The sequence below is a fragment of the Arthrobacter sp. OAP107 genome, from assembly GCF_040546765.1.
Taxonomy (GTDB): Bacteria; Actinomycetota; Actinomycetes; order Actinomycetales; family Micrococcaceae; genus Arthrobacter.
Genome location: NZ_JBEPOK010000001.1, coordinates 4,156,388 through 4,175,734, shown reverse-complemented (window position 1 = coordinate 4,175,734; position 19,347 = coordinate 4,156,388). Strand labels below are relative to the sequence as shown.

Annotated in this window: 19 protein-coding genes and 1 pseudogene; 12 read left to right on the top strand and 8 right to left on the bottom strand. The window is 66.3% G+C overall.

Translation table 11 applies throughout. The features are described 5' to 3' along the window. Positions 1 to 33: 33 nt before the first annotated feature. The 3 genes and pseudogenes from ABIE00_RS19120 to ABIE00_RS19110 form a co-directional block, all read left to right on the top strand. A complete protein-coding gene (locus tag ABIE00_RS19120; RefSeq protein ID WP_354262275.1) occupies positions 34 to 909 on the top strand; it encodes a sugar phosphate isomerase/epimerase family protein in 876 nt (291 codons plus the stop codon). Beyond that, positions 906 to 2,360: a sugar porter family MFS transporter gene (locus ABIE00_RS19115; protein ID WP_354262274.1), complete on the top strand. Its 1,455-nt coding sequence runs from the start codon at positions 906 to 908 to the stop codon at positions 2,358 to 2,360. The genes ABIE00_RS19120 and ABIE00_RS19115 overlap by 4 nt, the downstream gene beginning before the upstream one ends. 385 nt (positions 2,361 to 2,745) lie before the next feature. After that, positions 2,746 to 3,888: pseudogene (locus tag ABIE00_RS19110) on the top strand (IS110 family RNA-guided transposase); the annotation flags it as partial. A 35-nt stretch (positions 3,889 to 3,923) separates the two neighbouring features. Here the strand turns inward: ABIE00_RS19110 and ABIE00_RS19105 are convergent. Both ABIE00_RS19105 and ABIE00_RS19100 read right to left on the bottom strand, forming a co-directional pair. After that, the gene (locus ABIE00_RS19105) at positions 3,924 to 4,004 is read right to left on the bottom strand and encodes a hypothetical protein (RefSeq protein WP_354263438.1); all 81 of its coding nucleotides are present in this window, start codon (positions 4,002 to 4,004) and stop codon (positions 3,924 to 3,926) included. A 39-nt stretch (positions 4,005 to 4,043) separates the two neighbouring features. Next, complete coding sequence (locus ABIE00_RS19100; RefSeq protein WP_236807221.1) at positions 4,044 to 4,493, bottom strand: MarR family winged helix-turn-helix transcriptional regulator; 450 nt, start codon at positions 4,491 to 4,493, stop codon at positions 4,044 to 4,046. 171 nt (positions 4,494 to 4,664) lie between these two features. Here ABIE00_RS19100 and ABIE00_RS19095 point away from each other — a divergent pair, with 171 nt between their 5' ends. Continuing rightward, the gene (locus ABIE00_RS19095) at positions 4,665 to 5,945 is read left to right on the top strand and encodes an MFS transporter (RefSeq protein WP_354262273.1); all 1,281 of its coding nucleotides are present in this window, start codon (positions 4,665 to 4,667) and stop codon (positions 5,943 to 5,945) included. Between the two features lie 110 nt (positions 5,946 to 6,055). On the opposite strand, the gene iolB is transcribed toward ABIE00_RS19095, so the two are convergent. From iolB to ABIE00_RS19080, 3 genes are all read right to left on the bottom strand, one after another. Beyond that, on the bottom strand, positions 6,056 to 6,958 hold the full coding sequence (gene iolB / locus ABIE00_RS19090) for a 5-deoxy-glucuronate isomerase (RefSeq protein ID WP_354262272.1): 903 nt from the start codon (positions 6,956 to 6,958) through the stop codon (positions 6,056 to 6,058). A gap of 164 nt (positions 6,959 to 7,122) precedes the next feature. Next, the gene (locus ABIE00_RS19085) at positions 7,123 to 7,863 is read right to left on the bottom strand and encodes a GntR family transcriptional regulator (RefSeq protein WP_331569122.1); all 741 of its coding nucleotides are present in this window, start codon (positions 7,861 to 7,863) and stop codon (positions 7,123 to 7,125) included. 188 nt (positions 7,864 to 8,051) lie between these two features. Next, positions 8,052 to 9,083 carry a gamma-glutamyl-gamma-aminobutyrate hydrolase family protein gene (locus tag ABIE00_RS19080; protein ID WP_502914234.1) on the bottom strand — a complete coding sequence of 344 codons (1,032 nt, stop codon included), beginning with the start codon at positions 9,081 to 9,083 and terminating at the stop codon, positions 8,052 to 8,054. A 9-nt stretch (positions 9,084 to 9,092) separates the two neighbouring features. Here ABIE00_RS19080 and ABIE00_RS19075 point away from each other — a divergent pair, with 9 nt between their 5' ends. The 6 genes from ABIE00_RS19075 to ABIE00_RS19050 all read left to right on the top strand — a co-directional run bounded on the left by ABIE00_RS19075 (position 9,093) and on the right by ABIE00_RS19050 (position 13,838). Further along, on the top strand, positions 9,093 to 9,353 hold the full coding sequence (locus tag ABIE00_RS19075) for a hypothetical protein (RefSeq protein WP_354262270.1): 261 nt from the start codon (positions 9,093 to 9,095) through the stop codon (positions 9,351 to 9,353). An 83-nt stretch (positions 9,354 to 9,436) separates the two neighbouring features. Further along, positions 9,437 to 10,144: a FadR/GntR family transcriptional regulator gene (locus tag ABIE00_RS19070; protein ID WP_354263436.1), complete on the top strand. Its 708-nt coding sequence runs from the start codon at positions 9,437 to 9,439 to the stop codon at positions 10,142 to 10,144. A gap of 226 nt (positions 10,145 to 10,370) precedes the next feature. After that, entirely contained in the window at positions 10,371 to 10,946 is a 576-nt protein-coding gene (locus tag ABIE00_RS19065) for an MFS transporter (RefSeq protein WP_354262269.1), read from the top strand. After that, positions 10,831 to 11,739 carry an MFS transporter gene (locus tag ABIE00_RS19060; protein WP_354263434.1) on the top strand — a complete coding sequence of 303 codons (909 nt, stop codon included), beginning with the start codon at positions 10,831 to 10,833 and terminating at the stop codon, positions 11,737 to 11,739. Before ABIE00_RS19065 ends, ABIE00_RS19060 begins: the two co-directional genes overlap by 116 nt. A 36-nt stretch (positions 11,740 to 11,775) precedes the next feature. Continuing rightward, positions 11,776 to 12,552: an SDR family NAD(P)-dependent oxidoreductase gene (locus tag ABIE00_RS19055; RefSeq protein WP_354262268.1), complete on the top strand. Its 777-nt coding sequence runs from the start codon at positions 11,776 to 11,778 to the stop codon at positions 12,550 to 12,552. 152 nt (positions 12,553 to 12,704) lie between these two features. Continuing rightward, positions 12,705 to 13,838, top strand: coding sequence for an LOG family protein (locus ABIE00_RS19050; protein WP_354262267.1), 1,134 nt, complete (start codon positions 12,705 to 12,707; stop codon positions 13,836 to 13,838). A 1-nt stretch (position 13,839) separates the two neighbouring features. On the opposite strand, the gene ABIE00_RS19045 is transcribed toward ABIE00_RS19050, so the two are convergent. Beyond that, positions 13,840 to 14,880 (bottom strand): matrixin family metalloprotease, encoded by a 1,041-nt coding sequence (locus ABIE00_RS19045; RefSeq protein ID WP_354262266.1) that lies wholly within the window; start codon positions 14,878 to 14,880, stop codon positions 13,840 to 13,842. Between the two features lie 127 nt (positions 14,881 to 15,007). After that, complete coding sequence (locus ABIE00_RS19040; RefSeq protein ID WP_354262265.1) at positions 15,008 to 16,204, bottom strand: VIT1/CCC1 transporter family protein; 1,197 nt, start codon at positions 16,202 to 16,204, stop codon at positions 15,008 to 15,010. Between the two features lie 246 nt (positions 16,205 to 16,450). On the opposite strand from ABIE00_RS19040, the gene ABIE00_RS19035 reads away from it, so the two are divergent. Continuing rightward, on the top strand, positions 16,451 to 16,687 hold the full coding sequence (locus tag ABIE00_RS19035; protein ID WP_354262264.1) for a hypothetical protein: 237 nt from the start codon (positions 16,451 to 16,453) through the stop codon (positions 16,685 to 16,687). 131 nt (positions 16,688 to 16,818) lie between these two features. On the opposite strand, the gene ABIE00_RS19030 is transcribed toward ABIE00_RS19035, so the two are convergent. Next, the gene (locus tag ABIE00_RS19030) at positions 16,819 to 18,342 is read right to left on the bottom strand and encodes a sodium:solute symporter family protein (RefSeq protein ID WP_354262263.1); all 1,524 of its coding nucleotides are present in this window, start codon (positions 18,340 to 18,342) and stop codon (positions 16,819 to 16,821) included. 292 nt (positions 18,343 to 18,634) lie between these two features. Here ABIE00_RS19030 and ABIE00_RS19025 point away from each other — a divergent pair, with 292 nt between their 5' ends. Beyond that, a complete protein-coding gene (locus ABIE00_RS19025) occupies positions 18,635 to 19,210 on the top strand; it encodes a helix-turn-helix domain-containing protein (protein WP_354262262.1) in 576 nt (191 codons plus the stop codon). The last annotated feature ends 137 nt before the right edge of the window (positions 19,211 to 19,347 follow it).

Genomic DNA, 19,347 nt, shown 5'->3' with positions numbered 1-19,347 from the left:
TTACCCGTCTCTTTCCACAACGGAGTGTTCCTCGTGAAAATCGCCCTTGATCCCACCCCCTTCCACCACAGCCACAGCCTGCTGGAATTCCCCAGGGTGGTGGCGGACCTCGGCTACAAGTACATGCAGATGACGCCGCACCCGGATTTCATTCCCTTCTACAACCACCCCAAGGCCGACGACGAACTGGTGGGACAGCTGAAGAAGGCGTGTACCGACGCCGGAATCGAAGTCGCGTCCATCCTGCCGGTGCTCCGGTGGTCCGGCCCGGACGAGGACGCCCGTGAGGCAGCAGTGCGCTACTGGAAGCGCGCCATCCAGATCGCCGTTGACCTGGGCGTGAGCACGATGAACACCGAGTTCAGCGGCCGGCCGGAACTGGCAGAGGAATCCGAGCGAGCGTTCTACCGCTCCATGGAGGAACTGCTCCCCATCATCGAGCGCGAAGGCATCGACCTGCTCATCGACCCGCACCCGGACGACTTCGTGGAAGAAGGCCTTGCCGCGATCCGCGTCATTCGCGGGCTGAACTCGAAGAACGTCGGCATGGTCTACGTGGCCTCCCACAGCTTCCACATGAAGAACTCGCCGCTGGACATCATGCGCGCGGCGGGGGACAAGCTCCGTCTGGTCCACGTTGCCGACACCATGGACCACCACGCCTCGCACGGACTGCGCTACATCACCAACCCGCCGGGCAACGCCGTCCGGGTGCACCAGCACCTGAAGATCGGCGACGGCGACGTGAACTGGGATGAGTTCTTCGGCGGCCTGAAGGAAATCGGGTTCCTCGACCGGGACGACACCGTGATGGTGTCCAGCGTCTTCGCCGAAAACGAGAATGCCGAGGAGGTTTCCCGCTTCCAGCTGGACACCATGAAGCAGTACGTGCAGAAGGTCAGCGTATGACGGCGGCGCCTTCTGGGAAGGCTGACTTAAAACACAACAGGGCACTGCGCACCGTCACCATCATCTCCACCTTCGGCGGCCTGCTGTTCGGCTATGACACCGGCGTCATCAATGGCGCCCTGCCCTACATGCAGGAGGACCTGGGCCTCACCCCGCTGGCCGAGGGCATGGTGACGTCGTCCCTGCTGTTCGGCGCCGCCTTCGGTGCCCTTTTCGGCGGCAGGCTGGCCGACCGGAACGGCCGCCGCAAGATGATCATGGTCCTTGCCGTCATCTTCCTCATCGGCACGCTGTCCTGCACCCTGGCACCCGGCACCGAGTTCATGGTGGCGGCCCGCTTCATCCTGGGCCTGGCCGTGGGCGGGGCGTCCGTGACGGTGCCGGTGTACCTTGCGGAGGTGTCGCCGTCGGCCCGGCGCGGACGGATCGTGACGCAGAACGAGCTCATGATCGTCACGGGTCAGCTGCTCGCCTTCATCTTCAACGCCTACCTCGGCAACACCTTCGGCGAGGCCGGAGGCATCTGGCGCTGGATGCTGGTTATCGCCACGCTGCCGGCCGTCGCCCTGTGGATCGGCATGGCCTTCATGCCCGAGAGCCCGCGCTGGCTCGCCTCCATGGGCAGCTTCGGCGAGGCGCTCGGCGTGCTCCAGCGCATCCGCTCCAGGACTGATGCCACAGCGGAATTCGAAGAAGTCAAAGCCATGGCCGTGGAGGACTACAAGTCCAAGATGGGGTCCTGGAAGGACCTGCAGGTTCCCTGGCTGCGGCGGATCTTCTTCGTCGGCGTCGGCCTTGCGGTGATCCAGCAGATCACCGGCGTGAACTCGATCATGTATTACGGCACGCAGATCCTGGCGGATGCCGGCTTCGGCCGGGAAGCGGCCCTCAGCGCCAACATCGCCAACGGCGTAATCTCCGTGCTGGCCACCTTCGCGGGCATCTGGCTCCTCGGCAAGGTGGGGCGCCGCCGTATGCTCATCACCGGGCAGGTGGGCACCACCACGGCGCTGCTCCTCATCGGCCTGTTCTCGCTGGCCTTGCCCGAGGGCACCGGCCGCGGCTACGTGATCCTGGCCCTGACCGTGACGTTCCTCGCGTTCCAGCAGGGGGCCATTTCGCCGGTCACGTGGCTCATGCTCTCGGAGATCTTCCCGCTGAAGCTGCGCGGCCTGGGCATGGGCGCATCAGCCTTCGTGCTCTGGACCGTGAACTTCCTGATCGGCTTCGGCTTCCCGCAGCTGCTCGCGGCCATCGGCATCTCCAACACGTTCTTCGTGTTCGCCGTCCTGGGTGTGGTCGCGATCCTGTTCGCGGCGAAGTACGTTCCCGAAACCAAGGACAAGAGCCTCGAGGACGTGGAGCACTACTTCAAGCACCAAGCCGGCGTCCCCGCGGACGCCGAGACCGACGCCGCACAAAAGACCGACGCGGGAACCCGGGTGCACTAAAAGCCGCACGCACGCAGGAGTTTTGTCCAGATGATGCCCTCTCGCCCGCTCGAGGGGGCATCATCTGCACATAAATCAGTCGCCGGAGGGGTTTTACACTCAGGCGTTCGACGGCGGGTGGCTGGCCGGGGGGCTAGCGGCCCGGCGTCGCTGTCGCGCCGTGGTGGGAGAAAGTATGCGGTTGCCTCGCCATGGGCTCTGGCCGCGGATGAGGTTTCGGGCGGATCATGAAGGTGTCTGCCGCGGTGGACGCCGGTCCGTCTGTGGTGCTGTGGTTGAGCCTGTGGGCTAGCGTGGCGCGGAGGGCTTCCACGGGAACCGTGGATTGTTGCCTTTGGAGCACGAGTGTTAGATTCCTCTGTTTTCCCTGTCCTCCCCTCGGCAGATGCCCGACATGACGAGGTCAAAGGTGTCAGGAGGAACAGTCATGGATATCGTGCACGAGCGGGCTGCCGGTTTGGATATTTCCAAACGTGACGCGAAGGTCTGTCTCCGGCTGCCCGGGCAGCGGGCCGGAACCTACACCTCCACGGTCACGACCTGGGGCGCAACCACAGGCCAGATCCTTGCCCTGCGGGACTTCCTGGAACGCGAGCACGTCACTACGGTCGTCATGGAAGCCACGAGCGATTACTGGAAACCTTTCTTCTATCTCCTCGAAGAAACGCTGCCGGTGATGCTGGTCAACGCCAAGGCCGCATGGAACATCCCGGGCCGCAAAACCGATGTCTCTGACGCGGCCTGGCTCGCCCAGTTGGGCGCGCACGGGCTGCTTCGGGCCTCGTTCGTCCCGCCCGAACCGATCCGGGAACTGCGGGACCTGACCAGGGCCAGGGCCATTGCTATCCGTGACCGGACCCGGGAGATCCAGCGCCTGGAGAAGTTCCTGGAAGGCTCCGGGATCAAGCTCTCCTCGGTGGTCTCGGACCTCACCGGTGTTTCGTCCCGGGCGATGCTCGAGGCCCTCGTCAGCGGTGAACGCGACCCGGAGGTCCTCGCTGGCCTTGCCAAAGGCACTCTCCGCTCAAGAATCCCCGAGCTCGTGGAGGCCCTCACCGGCCGCTTCAAAAGCCACCACGCGTTCATGGCCCGGTTGCATCTGGACCAGATCGATGCCCAGTCCCGCATCATCGACGCGCTCACCGGACGGATCGAGGAAGCGATGGAGCCCTTTCGTGCCGCCAGGGAGTTCCTGGCCACCATCCCCGGAGTCTCACTCAAAGTCGCCGACGTGATCATCGCCGAAACCGGCGCAGACATGTCCCGCTTCGAAACACCCGGTAGGCTCGCTTCCTGGACGGGCGTCTGTCCCGGCGCCAACGAGTCCGCCGGACGGATCAAGTCAGCCCACATCCTGCCCGGCAACAAATACCTCAAAGGCGCCCTGGGCATCGCGGCCATGTCCGCTTCCCGGAGCAAGGACACCTACCTGGCCGCAAAATACTGGCGCGTCGCCGCCCGCCGCGGACCCATGAAAGCCACCGTGGCCGTCGAACACTCCATCCTCACCGCCGTCTGGCACATGCTCGCTGACGGCGAATGCTACGCCGACCCCGGCGCCGATCACTTCACCCGCCTGGACCCGATCAAAGCCAAAAACAACGCCATCAAGAAGCTCAACAGCCTCGGCTTCAACGTCACCATCACCCCGGCCGCCGCAGCCTGACGAACCTTACTTTCGTATTAGACGCCGGCGTGGAGCCGGGGGAGGGCGTCCACCAGGGGCGCCAGCTCCGGCACCTGCTGCGCTTCGGCGAGGGTCCGTTCCAGCGTGGCGTCGTGGACCGGCCGTGCTTCTGCCAGCAGCTTGCTTCCGCTGTCGGTGAGTTCGGTGTAGATGCCGCGGCGGTCGTCCGCGCAGAGGATGCGGGTCAGCAGGCCGCGGTCCTCCAGCCGGTTCACGAGGCGGGTCGTCGCACTGGCACTCAGGGCCGTGGCCCGCGCCAGCTGCTGCATGCGCATGTGCCACCCGTCCTGCCGGCTGAGGGCGTCGAGCACGGTGTATTCGACGACGGAAAGCTGCGCCTGCCCCTGCAGAGACCGTTCCAGCTCCGCCTCAATCAGCCCGTGCAGGGCCGCCAAGGTGCGCCACCCCTGGGCGCGAACCTCCACGGCGTCGTCCTTGATCCCCATGGGCTCTCCTCCTTCCGTTCTCCGGCTCACACGGAACAGAGCGCGGCAGATAGTTGCTTGCGCGCTATATCTTTATGTGCAATATTTGCTTGTGCAACGAAATATAGCGCGCCTGCAACTAATACCTTACGCCGCGCCTCCCAATCAGTACAGTTCCGAAGGAGCACATCCATGCCTGTTGGCCTGATAGCCCTGGCCCTCGGCGGGTTCGGCATCGGACTCACCGAATTCGTCATCATGGGGCTGCTCCCCGAGGTGGCCACGGATTTCCGGGTGAGCGAAGCCTCCGCCGGCTGGTTCATCTCCGGCTATGCCCTCGCCGTCGTGGTGGGCGCGCTGGGACTTACCGCTGTGGTTTCCCGCTTCCAGCGCAAGCCCGTGCTGGCCATGCTGCTGGTGCTCTTCATCGCCGGCAATCTGCTGTCCGCGATTGCCCCTGACTACTGGGCGATGATGGCTGGCCGGGTGGTTGCTGCCCTCGCGCACGGTGCCTTCTTCGGCATCGGCGCGGTGGTGGCTGCGGGGATGGTCCCGCCAACCAAGAAGGCCGCCGCCATCGCCATCATGTTCACCGGCCTCACGGCTGCCAATGTCCTGGGCGTTCCGCTCGACACGCTGCTGGGTCAGGCAGCAGGCTGGCGTTCCACCTTCTGGGCCATCACTGGCATCGGAGTGCTGGCGCTCGCCGGCATCCTGGCCCTGGTGCCCAACGCGGGGGCCGGTGATACCGCAAACGGTGGGCTGCGCAGCGAATTGCGCGCCTTCCGCTCCGCCCAGGTGTGGCTGTCCATCCTGGTGACCATCCTCGGCTATGGCGGCATGTTCGGCGCGTTCACGTACATTGCCTTCACCCTTACCGAGGTTTCCGGATTCGCCGCCTCCACGGTTCCGTGGCTGCTGATTGTCTTCGGCGTGGGCCTGTTTATCGGCAACACCCTCGGCGGCCGGGCGGCCGACCGCGACGTCGACCGCACCCTGCTCGCCGTGCTCTCAGTCCTCGTGGTCGTGCTGGTGGTTTTCGCTCTGGGCGCGGGCAACCAGGTTCTCACCATCGCCTCTTTGCTGCTGCTGGGCGGTTTCGGGTTCGCCACGGTGCCCGGGCTGCAGATGCGCGTCATGAAGCACGCGGCCAAGGCGCCCACGCTGGCATCCGGAGCCAACATCGGCGCGTTCAATGTGGGCCACGCGCTGGGCGCCTGGCTCGGCGGCGTGACCATCACCGCCGGCCTGGGCTACACCTCGCCCATCTGGGCGGGGGCCGCGATCACCCTGCTGGGCCTGGCGGTGATGGCCTGCGCCGCCGCCCGTGCCAAGGCAGCTGCCCGCCGGGCTCCGGCCGCAGATGCAACCGCCGCGTCCGCAGCCAGTTCGTCCCCAACGGGCGTGGAGACGGAAGCGGCCGGTTCAGTCAATGCCGAACCGGCCGACGTCGGACCCGTTACCGTCCGTTAGACCCGCACCCTGCCGGGCCCGAAGCCTGCCGGGCCCGAAGCCTGCCGGGCCCGAAGCGCGCCGCGCCCAAACCGCAGCGCTCGAAGCGCGGTGAGGGCCAGGAGCAGTGCCTATGCCCCGAACGGCAGCCGGGGGTCAAGGTTCTGGCTGTCCCAGGTCTGGCGCACCCAGCCGTGATGCGGGTCGTCGCTGATGAGCCAGTCGCGTACGCGGCCGGGGCCGGCCATGACGTTGAGGTAGTACATGTCGTAGCCGGGGGCGGCCATCGCCGGGCCGTGCCAGCCGTAGGGCACCAGGACCACGTCGCCCGTGCGGACCTCGGCCGATACGTCGATGGGCCGGTGGTCGGAGGCGTAGACGCGCTGGTAGCCGATGGCGTCCGCATTCTCGCCCGGGCCGTTGGAACCCGGGCCGGCAGCCACCCGCGTCTCAAAGTAGTAGATCTCCTCGAGCCGGGTCTCGCCCTCCTTCTCCTCGTCGTGCTTGTGGGGAGGGTAGGAGGACCAGTTGCCGGCGGGAGTGAGGACCTCGCAGACGATGAAGCGGTCGGCTTCCAGCGCGGCGGGGGTGCCGAAATTGTGGACCTGGCGCGAGCAGTTACCGGCTCCGCGCAACTCCACCGGCGTCTCTGCCGCCGTGATCAGGCGGGTGGGGTACTGGACTCTGGCGGGCGCCGTCGCAATGGCAACCCGGCCGCCGTCGGACGATGTGACGGTCACCGCCTTGTCTGTCCCGGTGTACAGCACGTCTGTGGGTCCGCTGAACACGCTGGCCCGCCCGGCCAGGGGGTAGTCAAGCCCGTGCACGCTGGCCGTGAACGCCCCGCTGAGCGGGATGACAATTCGTTCTTCGGCCGCGGGCGGGAGTTCGACGACGGCGCCCGGGGCCAACGTGGCCACCTTCAGTCCCGTGTGTTCCCAGCCTTCCACGGCAAGTTTCGAGTCGGACGTTCCCAGCGAAACGTCCCAGCAGCCTTCGGCTGCACTGCCCAGGGGGTATACCCATTCGGCCATAAGTTCGTGTCCCTTTCGGAGGTTGTGGTTGTTCCGGCGCACGACGGCCCGGCGCGAGGGCAAGGCAAGGCCGCCGTCCTCGCGCAGCTGCCTCTGCGGGCTGCCGCTGCGCTGGCGCTGGACTGGTCTGGTCTGGCGCAGAATTGCTCTGGCGCTGAACTGCTCTAGCGCTGAACCAGTGTCATTTCGAAGCTGTAGGAGTCGCCGCGGTAGACGTGGTGGCCGGTTTCCACGTTCCGCCCCGTGTCATCGACGGCGGTGCGTTCCATGGTCACCAGGGCTGAGCCTGCCTCGGTCTCCAGGAGCGGAGCCTGGTAGTCGTTGGCCACCATCGCGCCGATGCGCTGCGTGGCCAGCCGGAAGTTGACGCCGCCGCTGCGCAGGATGCTGTACAGGCCCTGCGTCTTCAGCAGGTCCTCGTCGATGTGCGTGATGTCGTCGCGCACCCAGTTCTCCATCAGGGCCAGCGGCTTCCCGCCCACCTTCCGGAGCCTGGTGAAGTGGTAGACCTTGGCCCCGGCGGCGAGGTGCAGGGCCTCCCGGGTGGCGGCGTCGGCCTCAACGTGCGCAAAGGTGAGCACCTCTGTGGTGGGCTTGCTGCCGTTGTTGGTCAGGTCGTCGTACAGGCTGGACAGCTCAAGGGGGCGGCGGACCTGGCTCGACACCACCTGCGTGCCGACACCCCGCTTGCGGACGAGCAGGCCGGAGCGGACCAGTTCGTCCATTGCCTTGCGCATGGTGGGGCGCGAGAGGTTCAGCTGGGCGGCGAGATCGATCTCGTTCTCCAACCGGCTTCCGGGTTCCAGCAGGCCGGTATGGATGGCAGCTTCAATGCCCTGGACGACCTGATGGTACAGCGGCACCGGCGACGAGCGGTCGATGCTTAGGTGTAGTTGGTTCGCCATTGAGTGCTCCCTTTGTGCTGCAGGTTCCTGCGTCCAGTAGCCTGTATATCGGTGCATGTCCGTTTGTTAGGACATACTCCGATTTTGATCATAGCAGGGCGCCGCCGCCAGTCAAGGAATGCGGCAGTTTGAGAAAACGGCCGTTCCGGGTGGCCTGTCAGGGCGCCCCGGGCGGGTCCACCGGGCGGTCAGCGTGTGCGGCAGGCCTCAACAAATACCCGGAACGGGGCAAGACGTTGTTCCTCGGTCAGTTCCAGGGCTTCCGGGTGCCACTGTACCGATGCGACCCAGCGCTCGGGGTCCTCCAGCGCCTCCACTGTGCCGTCATCCGCCACGGCGGTCACCAGCAGCCCCGGCGCCACCCGGTCCACAGCCTGGTGGTGGCCGGAGGCGATCTTGACCTCGACGGCGGCCATGTCACCTGCCGCCGCATCGTCGGCTGCCTTGTCCGCGGCTGCGTCGCCGGCGTCGACGGACGCCGTCCCGTCGGACTCCGGATTCTCGACGGCGGCATACATCTTCGCCACCTTGGACCCCGGTGTGATGGTCACCTCGTGCCAGACCCAGGGCCTGTTGGCCGCTGCCGGGATCTGGCGGTGCGGCACGGTGCCCGGCGTCATGTCCTGGATCAGCGTTCCGCCGTAGAGGACATTGAGCAGCTGGTGGCCGCGGCAGATTCCCAGCACCGGCGTGCCGGCATCGAGCGCGCGCCGCGCCACCGCGATGTCCAGCCGGTCCTGCTCGGTGTTGACGTCATAGAGGGAGGGCCCCGGCTCCTGGCCGTAGAGCCGCGGGTCAACGTCGCCGCCGCCGGGAAGTACGACGCCGTCAAGCGCCTCGGGCGCGTCCGGCACCTTGACGCCGTCGGAAGTTCCGCCGGAAGGGCCGACGGAAGGGCCGACGGAGGGCGCACCTTCCAGGCTGCCCGCCGGCGGCCCCTCCACGGATTCAGGGGTGAGCAGCACGGGTTCCCCGCCGACGTCGCGGATCAGGCTGACGATGCAGCCGAAGAGGCTGTTGGCCTTGGCTACCCGCGGGTCCGGGTCTGCCGAGCTGCTCAGTCGGACGGGGATGCCGATCCGCGGCCGGCGCACGTCGCCCGGTACCGCGCTCGGAGCCGCACCTGCATCCGGTGCCGTGTCTGTGTTCTGCGCTGCGTCGCTGTTAGGCCCTGCGTTTGGGGTCTGCACTGTTCCTGAATTCCGCGTTGAATTCTGCATCCTCAAATTGTGCCCCATATCCGGCGATTAGGCTGGGCGGATGAGCACCCGTTATCTGGGGCCCGCGTCCGCTTCATCGCCGCCGCGCCGGACCGGATCTTCGTGAACGGTGTACCCGGTACCCTCGTCATCGAACAGTGGGATGCACGCCCTGTCCGCGGCAAGTTCCTGCTCCGGCCGGCGGGCTACCAGCGCCGCCACCCGAAGAATATCGACATGACCCTCGCCGGGCCGGACAGGGACGTTACGGGCGCCCAGGCCCCGCACTGACGCACTTTTGCGCTGTTTTTACTGCGTCTGGCCCGGCTTCGGTAGTGTTGGGAGCATTGGGCAAGGCGAAAGTAGGGCAGTCGGTGGGGCGCAGGACACTTGTTGACGACCTCGTTGACGGTCTGCTGGACGACATATTGGACGGCAGGCTGAAGCCGCATGACGCATTGCCGCCGGAAGCCGACATTGCCAAGGCCTACGACGTCAGCCGGCTGACCGCACGCGAAGCCCTGAAGGCACTCCGGGCCCAGAACATCCTGTACGTCAAAGCGGGCCGCGGGACGTTCGTTAATCCGGCGGACAACTGGACCGGCCTGGACGCCATCATCAAGGCGGCCTCCCACGGCAACGCGGACGACCAGGTTTCCCGTGGCCTGATCGAGGTCCGGCGCATGGTGGAAACCGGCGCCGCCGCGCTCGCCGCCCGTCGCCATACCCCCGAGCATGCGGAGGAGATGCGGGCGTCCATTGCGGACATGAAGCGGTATCACCAAGCCGGCGACCTTGACGGGTTCGTGATGGCGGACATTGCCTTCCACGACACCGTTCTGAAGGCCTCCGGCAACCCGTTTGTCCGCGCCCTCCTGGCCCAGCTCGGTCAGTCCCTCTACCGCGCCCGCCGCGAGACGTCGGCGATCGAGGAGATTCAGCGCCACGCTATCGCGTTCCACCAGCGGGTGCTGGAGAGCATCCTTACCGGAGACTCCGAGCTGGCCCGCAAGGCCATGGACGAGCACATGGACCAGACCTTCGAGGACTACGAGCGCTACGTTCACGGCCAGCGCTCCTAGCCTTCCGGCCTTCCTTGGCCCCTCCTTTCCGGGTCTACCTTTTGCGTCTTGACGTAATGCTCGTCACCCTCCTATGCTTTTGGTCATGTCCCACCGTCAGATGTCTGACATCAGATAAATCGTCTAGACGGATAAGATCCCCACCGTTTAGACGGACAAGACCCCACCAAGACAAGCAGCGGATTTCCCACCGCAAAGCCGCCGGGAACCGCCAGACAGAAGGTCGATGATGACTTCATTAACCACAAAGTCCTCCGGACTCGGCGAGCTTGGAGACCGCACGCTCCGCAAGGTCCGCCGCCGCGTAATGCCCCTGATCGTCCTGCTCTACTTCATCGCGTACCTGGACCGTAACAACGTCGGCTTTGCCAAACTGACCATGAGCGAGGACATCGGCCTGACCGCTGCGGCCTACGGGCTGGGCGCCGGCATCTTCTTCCTCGGCTATGCCGTACTCGAAATCCCCAGCAACGCCGGCATGTACAAGTTTGGTGCCCGCAAATGGCTGGCCCGCATCCTCATCACCTGGGGCATTTTCGCAGCCGCGATGGCGCTGGTGAACGGCGAATCCACCTACTTCATCATCCGCTTTCTGCTCGGCGCTGCCGAGGCCGGCTTTTTCCCCCGCCATCCTCTTCTACCTGACCCTCTGGTTCCCCGCCGCACAGCGCGTCACCGTGCTGGGCATCTTCATCCTGGCCCAGCCCATCTCCAACGCACTGGGGGCACCTGTTTCCGGCCTGCTCCTCCAGATGGACGGCGTTCTGGGCCTGCACGGCTGGCAGTGGCTCTACATCATTGAAGGCATCCCCGCCGTCGTGCTGGGTGTGCTGACCCCCTTCCTGATGACGGACCGCCCGCGCGACGCCAAGTGGCTCAACGCCGACGAGCGCGAATGGCTCGCCACCACCATGGACGCCGAGTTGGCAGCCAAGTCCAAGGGCAGCAGCCACAACTTCCTCGCCGGCCTGAAGGACAAGCGGACCCTCGTCTACTCGGCCCTCTACTTCGGCCTGGTCTGCGGCATCTATGGCCTCGGTCTTTGGATGCCCACCATCGTGGCAGCCCTCGGCAAGTTCTCCACCGCCGAGGTCGGATTCATCGTCCTCATCCCGTACGCAGTGGCCGCAGTCTTCGTCTACTTCTGGAGCAAGCGTGCTGACAGGACCGGCAAACGCGCGTGGCACAGCGCCGTCAGCATGGTCCTGGCAGGCCTGGGCCTGCTGGCCGCAGGTTACCTGCTCCCGGTCAACCCGGTCCTGGCACTCGTCGCCCTGACCGCCTCGGCCATGGGCATCTACGGAGCCATTGCCCCGTTCCTGTCCATGCCGTCCGCAGCGCTGACCGGCGCGGCCGCAGCCTCCGGCCTGGCCATGGTCAACTCACTGGGTAACCTGGGCGGATTCGTCGCTCCCTACGCCGTGGGCCTGCTGAAGGACGCCACCGGCAACAACCAGAGCGGCCTGCTCTTCCTCTCCTTCTGCCTGTGCATCACGGCTGTGGCCACCTACCTCTACGCCCGCAGGCGCCCCGAAGGTGATGCGGCGCTGGATCCGGCCGTCAAGGCCGCCACAGACACTCCGGCCAGCCACTAAAGACCCATCCGAGAACCACCCGAAGGAATACCCGCAATGAGCTCAAACACCCCTTTCCCCGCAGAGCGCACCGTGGTGCTGACCGGCGCGGCGTCCGCCCGCGGCATCGGCCGCGCAGCAGCTGACCGCATGGCCAGCGAAGGCTGGTCCATCGCGATCCTGGACATCAACGCCGAGGACGCGAAGGCCGCCGCCGCGGAGATCGGGTCCAACCGTGCCGTGAAGGCGGTCGGCGTGGGAGCCGATGTCTCCGACGAGGCGTCCGTGGACCGGGCGATCACCGAGATCGAAGCATCCCTGCCGCCAATCGTGGCCCTTGCCAACCTGGCCGGCATCAGCTCGCCGACCCCCTTCATGGAAACCACGGTTGCCGAGTGGGACAAAGTCTTCGCGATCAACATGCGCGGCACGTTCGTGGTGTCCCAGCGGGTCCTCAAGGGAATGATCGAGCGCAAGCTCGGCCGCATCGTGAGCATCTCTTCCATCTCCGCCCAGCGCGGCGGAGGCACCTACTCCAAGGTGGCCTACAGCGCCTCCAAGGCAGGCATCATCGGCTTCACCCGCGCCCTGGCCCGGGAAGTGGGCGAGTTCGGTGTGACCGTGAACGCCATTGCCCCGGGTCCGATCGACACCGACATTATGGGCGGCACGCTGACCGAAGAGCGCAAGGCCCAGATGTCCGAGGGCATCATGATGGGCCGGGTGGGGACCCGCGAGGAAGTTGCTGCGCTGATCTCCTTCCTGCTGGGTGCGGACTCGGGCTACATCACCGCCGCCACCTACGACATCAACGGCGGCCTCCAGGTTTCCTGACCCGTTCCTGATGTATCCACCCAACTAGGTAGCAGCACAGGGCGTTCTCAGCCGGGAACGCCCACAACTGCTACCTAGTTGGGTTTTCAGGTCGTGGAGTTCGCGGCACGGGGTTCGGCGGCAGTGCTGAACACGGCACTAGGCTGGGCAGCATGAATCCCTCAGGCAGCCTGAACCCGAGCCCGCGGACCCTTGAGGTGGACAGCATCGCAAGGTTCGACCGGCTGGTGAGCGCGGGGGCCAAGGCCATGCACGGCTGGCACGCCCAGTCGCTGGACCTGCGCGGACGGGGCACCGCCCTGGCAGCCCTGGACGCCGAGGGTGCGGTTTTCCTGGGCTGCACCTTCGACCCTGGCGTGGAGGCTTCACTCCGCAGCCGGGGCGCACTGATCTTCCCGCGGCTCACCGGCCTCCCGTTCAATCCGTACCGTGCCGGGCTGTACACCCCGCAGGAGCTGTACGCCGGCATCGTCGATGAGCCGTACGAGAAAACCCCCGACGCCCTGGTCTACCAATGGAGCATGCGGCCGGGCCAGCGGAACCGCCTCGACTCCACGCTCGCGGCAGCCCTGCATGACCATGCCGTCGGCGACGCGCTGGAGGAATTCGTCCGCACGCTCAACAGCGGAGGGCGTTCCATCGTCGGCGTCATGGGAGGCCATGCCCTGCAGCGGGGGACCGGCGGCTTCACCGCGGCCGCCACGCTCGGCAGGCTCCTGGCCCGCCGCGGCCACCTGGTGGCCACCGGCGGCGGCCCCGGGGCCATGGAGGCTGCGAACTTTGGTGCCTACCTCAGCACGGCCGACGACGACGATTTCCACGGCGTGCTTCGGGAGCTTGCTGCCGTTCCCGGCTTCCGTCCCTCGGTGTCCGCGTGGGCACGTGCCGCGGCAGCCGCCGTCGGACGCTTTCCGGACGGGACCGCGTCCCTCGGCATTCCCACCTGGTTTTACGGCCACGAACCGCCCAACTACTTCGCCACCCACATCGCCAAGTACTTTGCCAATGCCGTCCGCGAGGCCATCCTCCTGGAGGTCTGCAACGGCGGGATCGTATTCCTGCCGGGAGCCGCGGGCACGGTGCAGGAGATCTTCCAGGATGCCTGCGAGAACTACTACGGTGCCCCGGAGGCCATGACCCCGATGGTGCTGGTGGGCAGGGAGCACTGGGAACAGCGGTTCCCCGCCTGGCCCATGCTGCAAAGCCTCGCGGCGGGCCGGGCCATGGAGGAGCGGATCTTCCTGGTGGACAGCGTGGACGAGGCGCTCGCGGTCCTCGGCGGGTGAGCTAGAGATCCTTGCGGCAGGGTGTCTTGCCCAGCTGGTACAGCCCGTTCAGGTCGCCGGCCGCGAGGCCGTCGGGCGCGCCGATCTCCGGATACATGAGCTGCACGGGGTCGTTGACATGCTCCAGCCCCATCACGTGTCCCAGTTCATGGAGGATGACGGCTGTGGCGTAGGCAGTGCCGTCGGGGCGCTCAAGCTCAATAGCCATCTGTGGGGCATCCAGTTCCAGGCTGCCGGTGACATAGCTCTTGGGACCGTTCCCGTAGCTGTAGTGGGTACTGCCGCCGGTGCCGACAACCTTGCCACCCAGCTTGGGAGCCGCATCCGGGGTGGTCCAGCTGATCAGCAGGGGTGCCCAGCGGTCGCCGTAGGCCCCGGGCTGGTAGGGGGCGCGCTGGTCCGAGGGCTGCTCGTCAGTGGCGCCGTCGTCGACAAACTGGATGCCGGTGGCGCGGGAAATTTCCCGGATCGCCAAGGGAACCAGGCCTGCCGCCCCCTCCGGTGCCAGGCTGGCATTCACCACATAGTGCAGCGGACGGCAAGGCGAGTAGCCCACGGGGGAGCCGTCGCTGTTGACGGCGAGGAACTTGTAGGAATCGCTGGGCTCGGGAGGCGGTGCCGGCGTGCCCAGCGGAGCGGCCGCCTCCTCGAGGCCCGGCGGTGGTGCGCCCGTTGAACTTCCCGGGCCTCCGGGCTCGCCCGCTTCGGCCCCGCCAGACTGCGAGCTGTGTCCGGGCTGCCCGGCTTGCCCGGCGGGATCGTGCCCGGCGGGACCGGCCCCGGCCGGATCTTGCCCGCCGGGATCCTGCCCAGCCCCCTCCTGCCGGGACGAGGACTGGTCCCCGGAGCCGATGCGGAAGTTCAGCACACCGGCGAAGCGGGGGTCACCGTAAGCCATTCCGGCGGCCAGGAACGCTGCACAACCGAGGGCAGCGAGCACGATCAGGCGGCGGATAAACCTCGCGGCCGCGGTGGCCGGACCCGAGTGGCGAGGCCGGTGCCGGTGCCGGCGCTGACTGGACTCCGGCTCCTGACCCTCCACTGCACCCCTTTCACGGCGTTCCTCTGCCGCGGCGCCCCCACAAGGGAAAACAGGCATCAGGCAAACAGACACACTTTACAGTTCCGCGAACCAGCGCAGGAAACTGGCCCAGCCGGCCAGCCAGGGCTCAGGCGATCACGGCGCCAAATGCCATGCCCAGGAGGTATGTCACGCCGGCCGCGCCGAGCCCGATGGCGAGCTGCCGCAGCCCGCGGGTCAGAGGCGACGTGCCGGACAGCAGGCCGACGGTGCCCCCGGTTGCCAGCAGCGCGATGCCCACCAGGACTGCGGCCACAATGAGGGCGCCGATCCCGGTCATGCCGAACAGGAACGGAATGATGGGCACGATCGCGCCCGAGGCGAAGAAACAGAAGCTGGAGAGCGCGGCGCCCCAGGCTGTGCCCACGGCTTCGTGCTCGTCCTCGGTCTCGGGGAGCTCGGGATGGAGCGAAAGGCTTGGATCGCAGTCGCACGTGAAGAGGCCCATGCGCTCGGCCACGCGGTGTTCGGCGGCCTCACGGGACATGCCGCGGGCCAGGTAGACCAGCAGGAGTTCGTTGTGTTCGATGTCCAGCTGGGGTGCCGCCACCAGCGTGACCTGGGTGGGACGGGTTGCGTCCAGCAGTTCGCGCTGGGAACGGACCGAAACGAATTCGCCGGCGCCCATGGAGAACGCACCAGCCAGGAGTCCGGAGATGCCGCTGAGCAGGACCACACCGCTGCCAACGCCCGTGGCGGCCATGCCCATAACCAGCGAGAGATTGCTGACTAGGCCGTCGTTGGCGCCGAAGACGGCGGCGCGGAACGTGCCGGCCAGCCGGTTGCGGCCGCGTGTTGCCAGGCCGCGGACCACTTCCTCGTGGATCTGCTCGTCGGCTGCCATTGCCGGGGTGGCGGACGGTTCCCTTGTGTAGGGGGAGCGGCCCTCGGCCCGCTGCGCCAGCGCCAGCACGAACACGGATCCAAAGTGCCGGGCGAGGAAGCCCAGAAAACGGCTGCGCAAGGAAGCGTGCCGGGCCTTGCCCGCGTGCTCGCCCAGCAACTTCAGCCAGTGCGCCTCGTGGCGGCCTTCGGCTTCGGCGAGGGCCAGAAGGATGGCGCGCTCTTCACCGGTGCGGTTCTGCGCGAGGTCGCGGTAGACGGCTGCCTCGGCACGCTCGTCGGCGAGGTATTGGCGCCAGCGCTTGATGTCCGCGGCGCTGGGTTCCGGCCGGGAGGCCGCGGGGTTGGAAGCCGCGGCGCCGTCAGCGGGCCCGTTGGTTGAGGCGGAAGAGGCGGACGCAGTGCCGCTGGCCTGGGGGTCAGATTTTGCGTGCTGAGACACGGGAACTCCTGGGTAGATGGGACGTGCTGCGGCCCCATTGCATCGCCCACTTTACCCCGTATTTCCGCGGGTTTTCGGCCGGTCACCCGTAGTCAAAAGTTTAGGGAAACCTCAATAACGCGGCCGCCGCAGCCAAAGCAGCCTGTCAGTGCAGATGCCCTTGACCGCCCGCACCCACGGTGATCTGATGAAAATGTGCCCCGCCGACGGCGGGTACGGAAGTCCAACCACACGGAGGTCTGCCTGATGAACACCAACGGATCGCGCCCCGAGCCGGACACCCGCAACACCATCGAATCCGATCCCGCCTACGACTTTGCCGAGGACGCGCCCGTGGACGAAGACTGGGATACGGAAGACGAATTCCTTGATTCTGAAGAGCGGGTTGTTCCCGCCAACTCCGAGGCAGTGGACGACGACGAACGCGTAGTTCCGCTGGACGGGGACGACGAGTTCCGTGCGGACGAAAGCTACGAAGCCTAGGGCGTGAACCGTTCCCTCCCGCTTTAGCCCAACTCTTTAAACCGCGACGGCGGTGCCTCCCTGCGCTGGGAGGCACCGCCGTCGTCGTACTTAAAGCCGCCGCATCAGCGGACGGGACATCAGAGTGCGGGTTACAGGACAGTTGCCGAAACCGGCACTTCCTCGGTGTCCTTGCCGGCCACCCGGCGGTACCAGCGGCTCATGACCGCGGGGTCCGTGGGCTTGGTCAGCAGCGACACTGCCACATACACCACTGCGGAGGCGAGCAGGCCGTAGTAGATCGGTTCGTTCGCGAAGACGCCTTCCAGCGGTTCCTTGGCGTTGATCTCGAGGATGATCATGGTGCCGAGTGTCACGACGGAACCGACTCCCATGGACGCCGCGGCCGCGATGCCGGTGCCGCGCTTCCAGACGAGACCGCCGAGGATGGCCACGAGGAGACCGCCCACCAGGATGTCGTACGCGATGGTGAGGGCCGCGACGACGTCCTTGGTGATGATGGCAATCAGGATGGCCACGATGCCCAGCCCGAGCACCCACATGCGGTTGGCCTTGACGTCGTGCTCGGGGTTGTCGGAATCGTCCGTGTTGATGGTCTTGCCGAACCAGCCGGCGACGAATGGCAGCACGTCCGCCCTCGCCACGGTGGCGGCGGCGATCAGGGCGCCGGACGCGGTGGACATCATGGCCGCGACGGCGGCGGCGAGCACCAGGCCGCCGATGCCGATGGGCAGCAGGTTCTGGGCCACCTCGGCGTACACAACGTCCTTGCCTTGGGTGGCGACGTCGATGTTGGGCAGTGCCACCCTCGCGCCGAGGCCGATCAGCGCGCCGGCCGCGCCGTAGAGGATGCAGTAGATGCCGGCCGTGGCGCCTCCCCAGCGGGCAACCCTTGGCGTCTTGGCGGTAAACACGCGCTGCCAGATGTCCTGGCCGATCAGCAGGCCCAGGGTGTAGACGACGAAGTAGGTGATGATCGTCTGAACGCCGATGCCGTCAATCTGGAAGAAGCTTGCCTCGACGCGGCTGCGGATGCCGTCCAGGCCCCCTGCTGCGTTGAGCGTGAAGGGCAGCATAAGGAAGAAGATTCCCACGGTCTTGATGACGAACTGCACCTGGTCGGCCAGGGTGATGGACCACATGCCGCCGATGGTGGAGTACACCAGCACGATGGCGCCGCCGATGGCGATGGCCAGAGCCCGGTCCCAGCCGAACAGCACGACGAAGATGGTGGCGTAGGCGCCGGTGGAGGTGGCGCAGAGCATCAGGGTGTAGGCGAGCATGACGATGCCGGAGGTCCGGGTGGCCTGGCTGCCGTAGCGCAGGGACAGCATCTGGGAGACGGTGTAGATCTTCAGCTTCTGGATGGTGCCCGCGAACAGCAGGCTCAGCAGCAGGACACCGGCGCCGATCGCCACCACGAGCCACATGCCCGAGATGCCGAACTTATAGCCGAGGCCGACGCCGCCGACGGTGGAGGCGCCGCCCAGCACGACGGCGGCCATGGTGCCGGTGTAGAGGAACGGGCCCAGGCGGCGGCCGGCCACGAGGAAGTCGCTGTTGTTCTTGGTGCGGGACTTGCCCCACCAGCCGAAGGCAAGCATGGCGGCCAGGTAGACCACCACGATGGCGATATTGACGAAACTTGCGTCCATGATTTGGGGATCCTTGGAGCTTTGGCAGTTTGCGGGCCGAGCCGGGAAACGGGCTGACCGGACAGCGCTGCACTGAATGGAAATCTGGGGGAACGCTGGGTTCCTTGCTGGGCGTCTCCTCGTGGGAGTTGTTTCACAAGCAACACTTGTTGCATCAAAGCGTAGGCTGTGATTCTAGTAACAGTCAAGACGCAAAGCTCCGCGGCGCGGTTTGCCCCGCGTCACAGAAGGGCCGGGCCGATAATATGACTCCAATAATGGGGCCGGGCGGCCGGCCGTGAAAGGTTCGTAAATGAAGGCACTACCAGTTGAGCCGAGCAATGTTCCGGTTGCCATCGGTTCAAGAATCCGTGCCGCGCGCCAGTCACAGCGGCTCACCATCGAACAGGTGGCCGATGCCACCGGATTGACCAAGGGCTTCCTGAGTCGCGTTGAGCGGGATCTCACCTCGCCGTCCGTGGCCTCCCTGGTCACCCTGTGCCAGGTTTTGTCGATCTCCATTGGCGACCTGTTCGCGGCGCCTGAAACCCATCTGACCAAGCGTGATTCCGGCCCCCGCATCTCCCTCGGCGGGGAGGGGATCGTGGAGCGGTTGCTGACTGCGCGGTCCGAGCGGCGCGTGCAGATCATCCAGGCCGTCATCGACCCGCGGGGCCGCGGCGAGTCGGAGCTCTATGCCGTTGACTGCGACGTCGACGTGCTGCACGTGATCAAGGGGACCATCAAGCTCATCCTCACGAACGAGGAGTATGAACTGACCACCGGCGATACTGTCACCTTCCCCGGCCGGGAACCCCACACCTGGGTCAACCCGACCGACGATCCCGTCGAAGTTCTGTGGGTGCTGGTGCCGGCTGCGAGCCGGTAGGGTCATCGCTTCAAGCGCCAGAAATGTACTGGAAACCTGAAATTAACAGCAGGGCATTTTTCGTTACCTGCTGGAAACATGAATCGGCGATAGGCGAAACATCCCCTCCTTAAGCTGAGTGCGCTGCAATCTCGATA

What these genes read in the sequence shown, in the direction of transcription:
- ABIE00_RS19065 (WP_354262269.1), top strand. Translation starts at nt 10,371, where the DNA reads ATGATGACTTCATTAACCACAAAGTCCTCCGGACTCGGCGAGCTTGGA.
- ABIE00_RS19085 (WP_331569122.1), bottom strand. Translation starts at nt 7,863, where the DNA reads ATGGCGAACCAACTACACCTAAGCATCGACCGCTCGTCGCCGGTGCCG.
- iolB (WP_354262272.1), bottom strand. Translation starts at nt 6,958, where the DNA reads ATGGCCGAATGGGTATACCCCCTGGGCAGTGCAGCCGAAGGCTGCTGG.
- ABIE00_RS19035 (WP_354262264.1), top strand. Translation starts at nt 16,451, where the DNA reads ATGAACACCAACGGATCGCGCCCCGAGCCGGACACCCGCAACACCATC.
- ABIE00_RS19105 (WP_354263438.1), bottom strand. Translation starts at nt 4,004, where the DNA reads ATGGTGACGTTGAAGCCGAGGCTGTTGAGCTTCTTGATGGCGTTGTTT.
- ABIE00_RS19100 (WP_236807221.1), bottom strand. Translation starts at nt 4,493, where the DNA reads ATGGGGATCAAGGACGACGCCGTGGAGGTTCGCGCCCAGGGGTGGCGC.
- ABIE00_RS19025 (WP_354262262.1), top strand. Translation starts at nt 18,635, where the DNA reads ATGAAGGCACTACCAGTTGAGCCGAGCAATGTTCCGGTTGCCATCGGT.
- ABIE00_RS19080 (WP_502914234.1), bottom strand. Translation starts at nt 9,083, where the DNA reads ATGCAGAATTCAACGCGGAATTCAGGAACAGTGCAGACCCCAAACGCA.
- ABIE00_RS19050 (WP_354262267.1), top strand. Translation starts at nt 12,705, where the DNA reads ATGAATCCCTCAGGCAGCCTGAACCCGAGCCCGCGGACCCTTGAGGTG.
- ABIE00_RS19095 (WP_354262273.1), top strand. Translation starts at nt 4,665, where the DNA reads ATGCCTGTTGGCCTGATAGCCCTGGCCCTCGGCGGGTTCGGCATCGGA.
- ABIE00_RS19030 (WP_354262263.1), bottom strand. Translation starts at nt 18,342, where the DNA reads ATGGACGCAAGTTTCGTCAATATCGCCATCGTGGTGGTCTACCTGGCC.
- ABIE00_RS19055 (WP_354262268.1), top strand. Translation starts at nt 11,776, where the DNA reads ATGAGCTCAAACACCCCTTTCCCCGCAGAGCGCACCGTGGTGCTGACC.
- ABIE00_RS19115 (WP_354262274.1), top strand. Translation starts at nt 906, where the DNA reads ATGACGGCGGCGCCTTCTGGGAAGGCTGACTTAAAACACAACAGGGCA.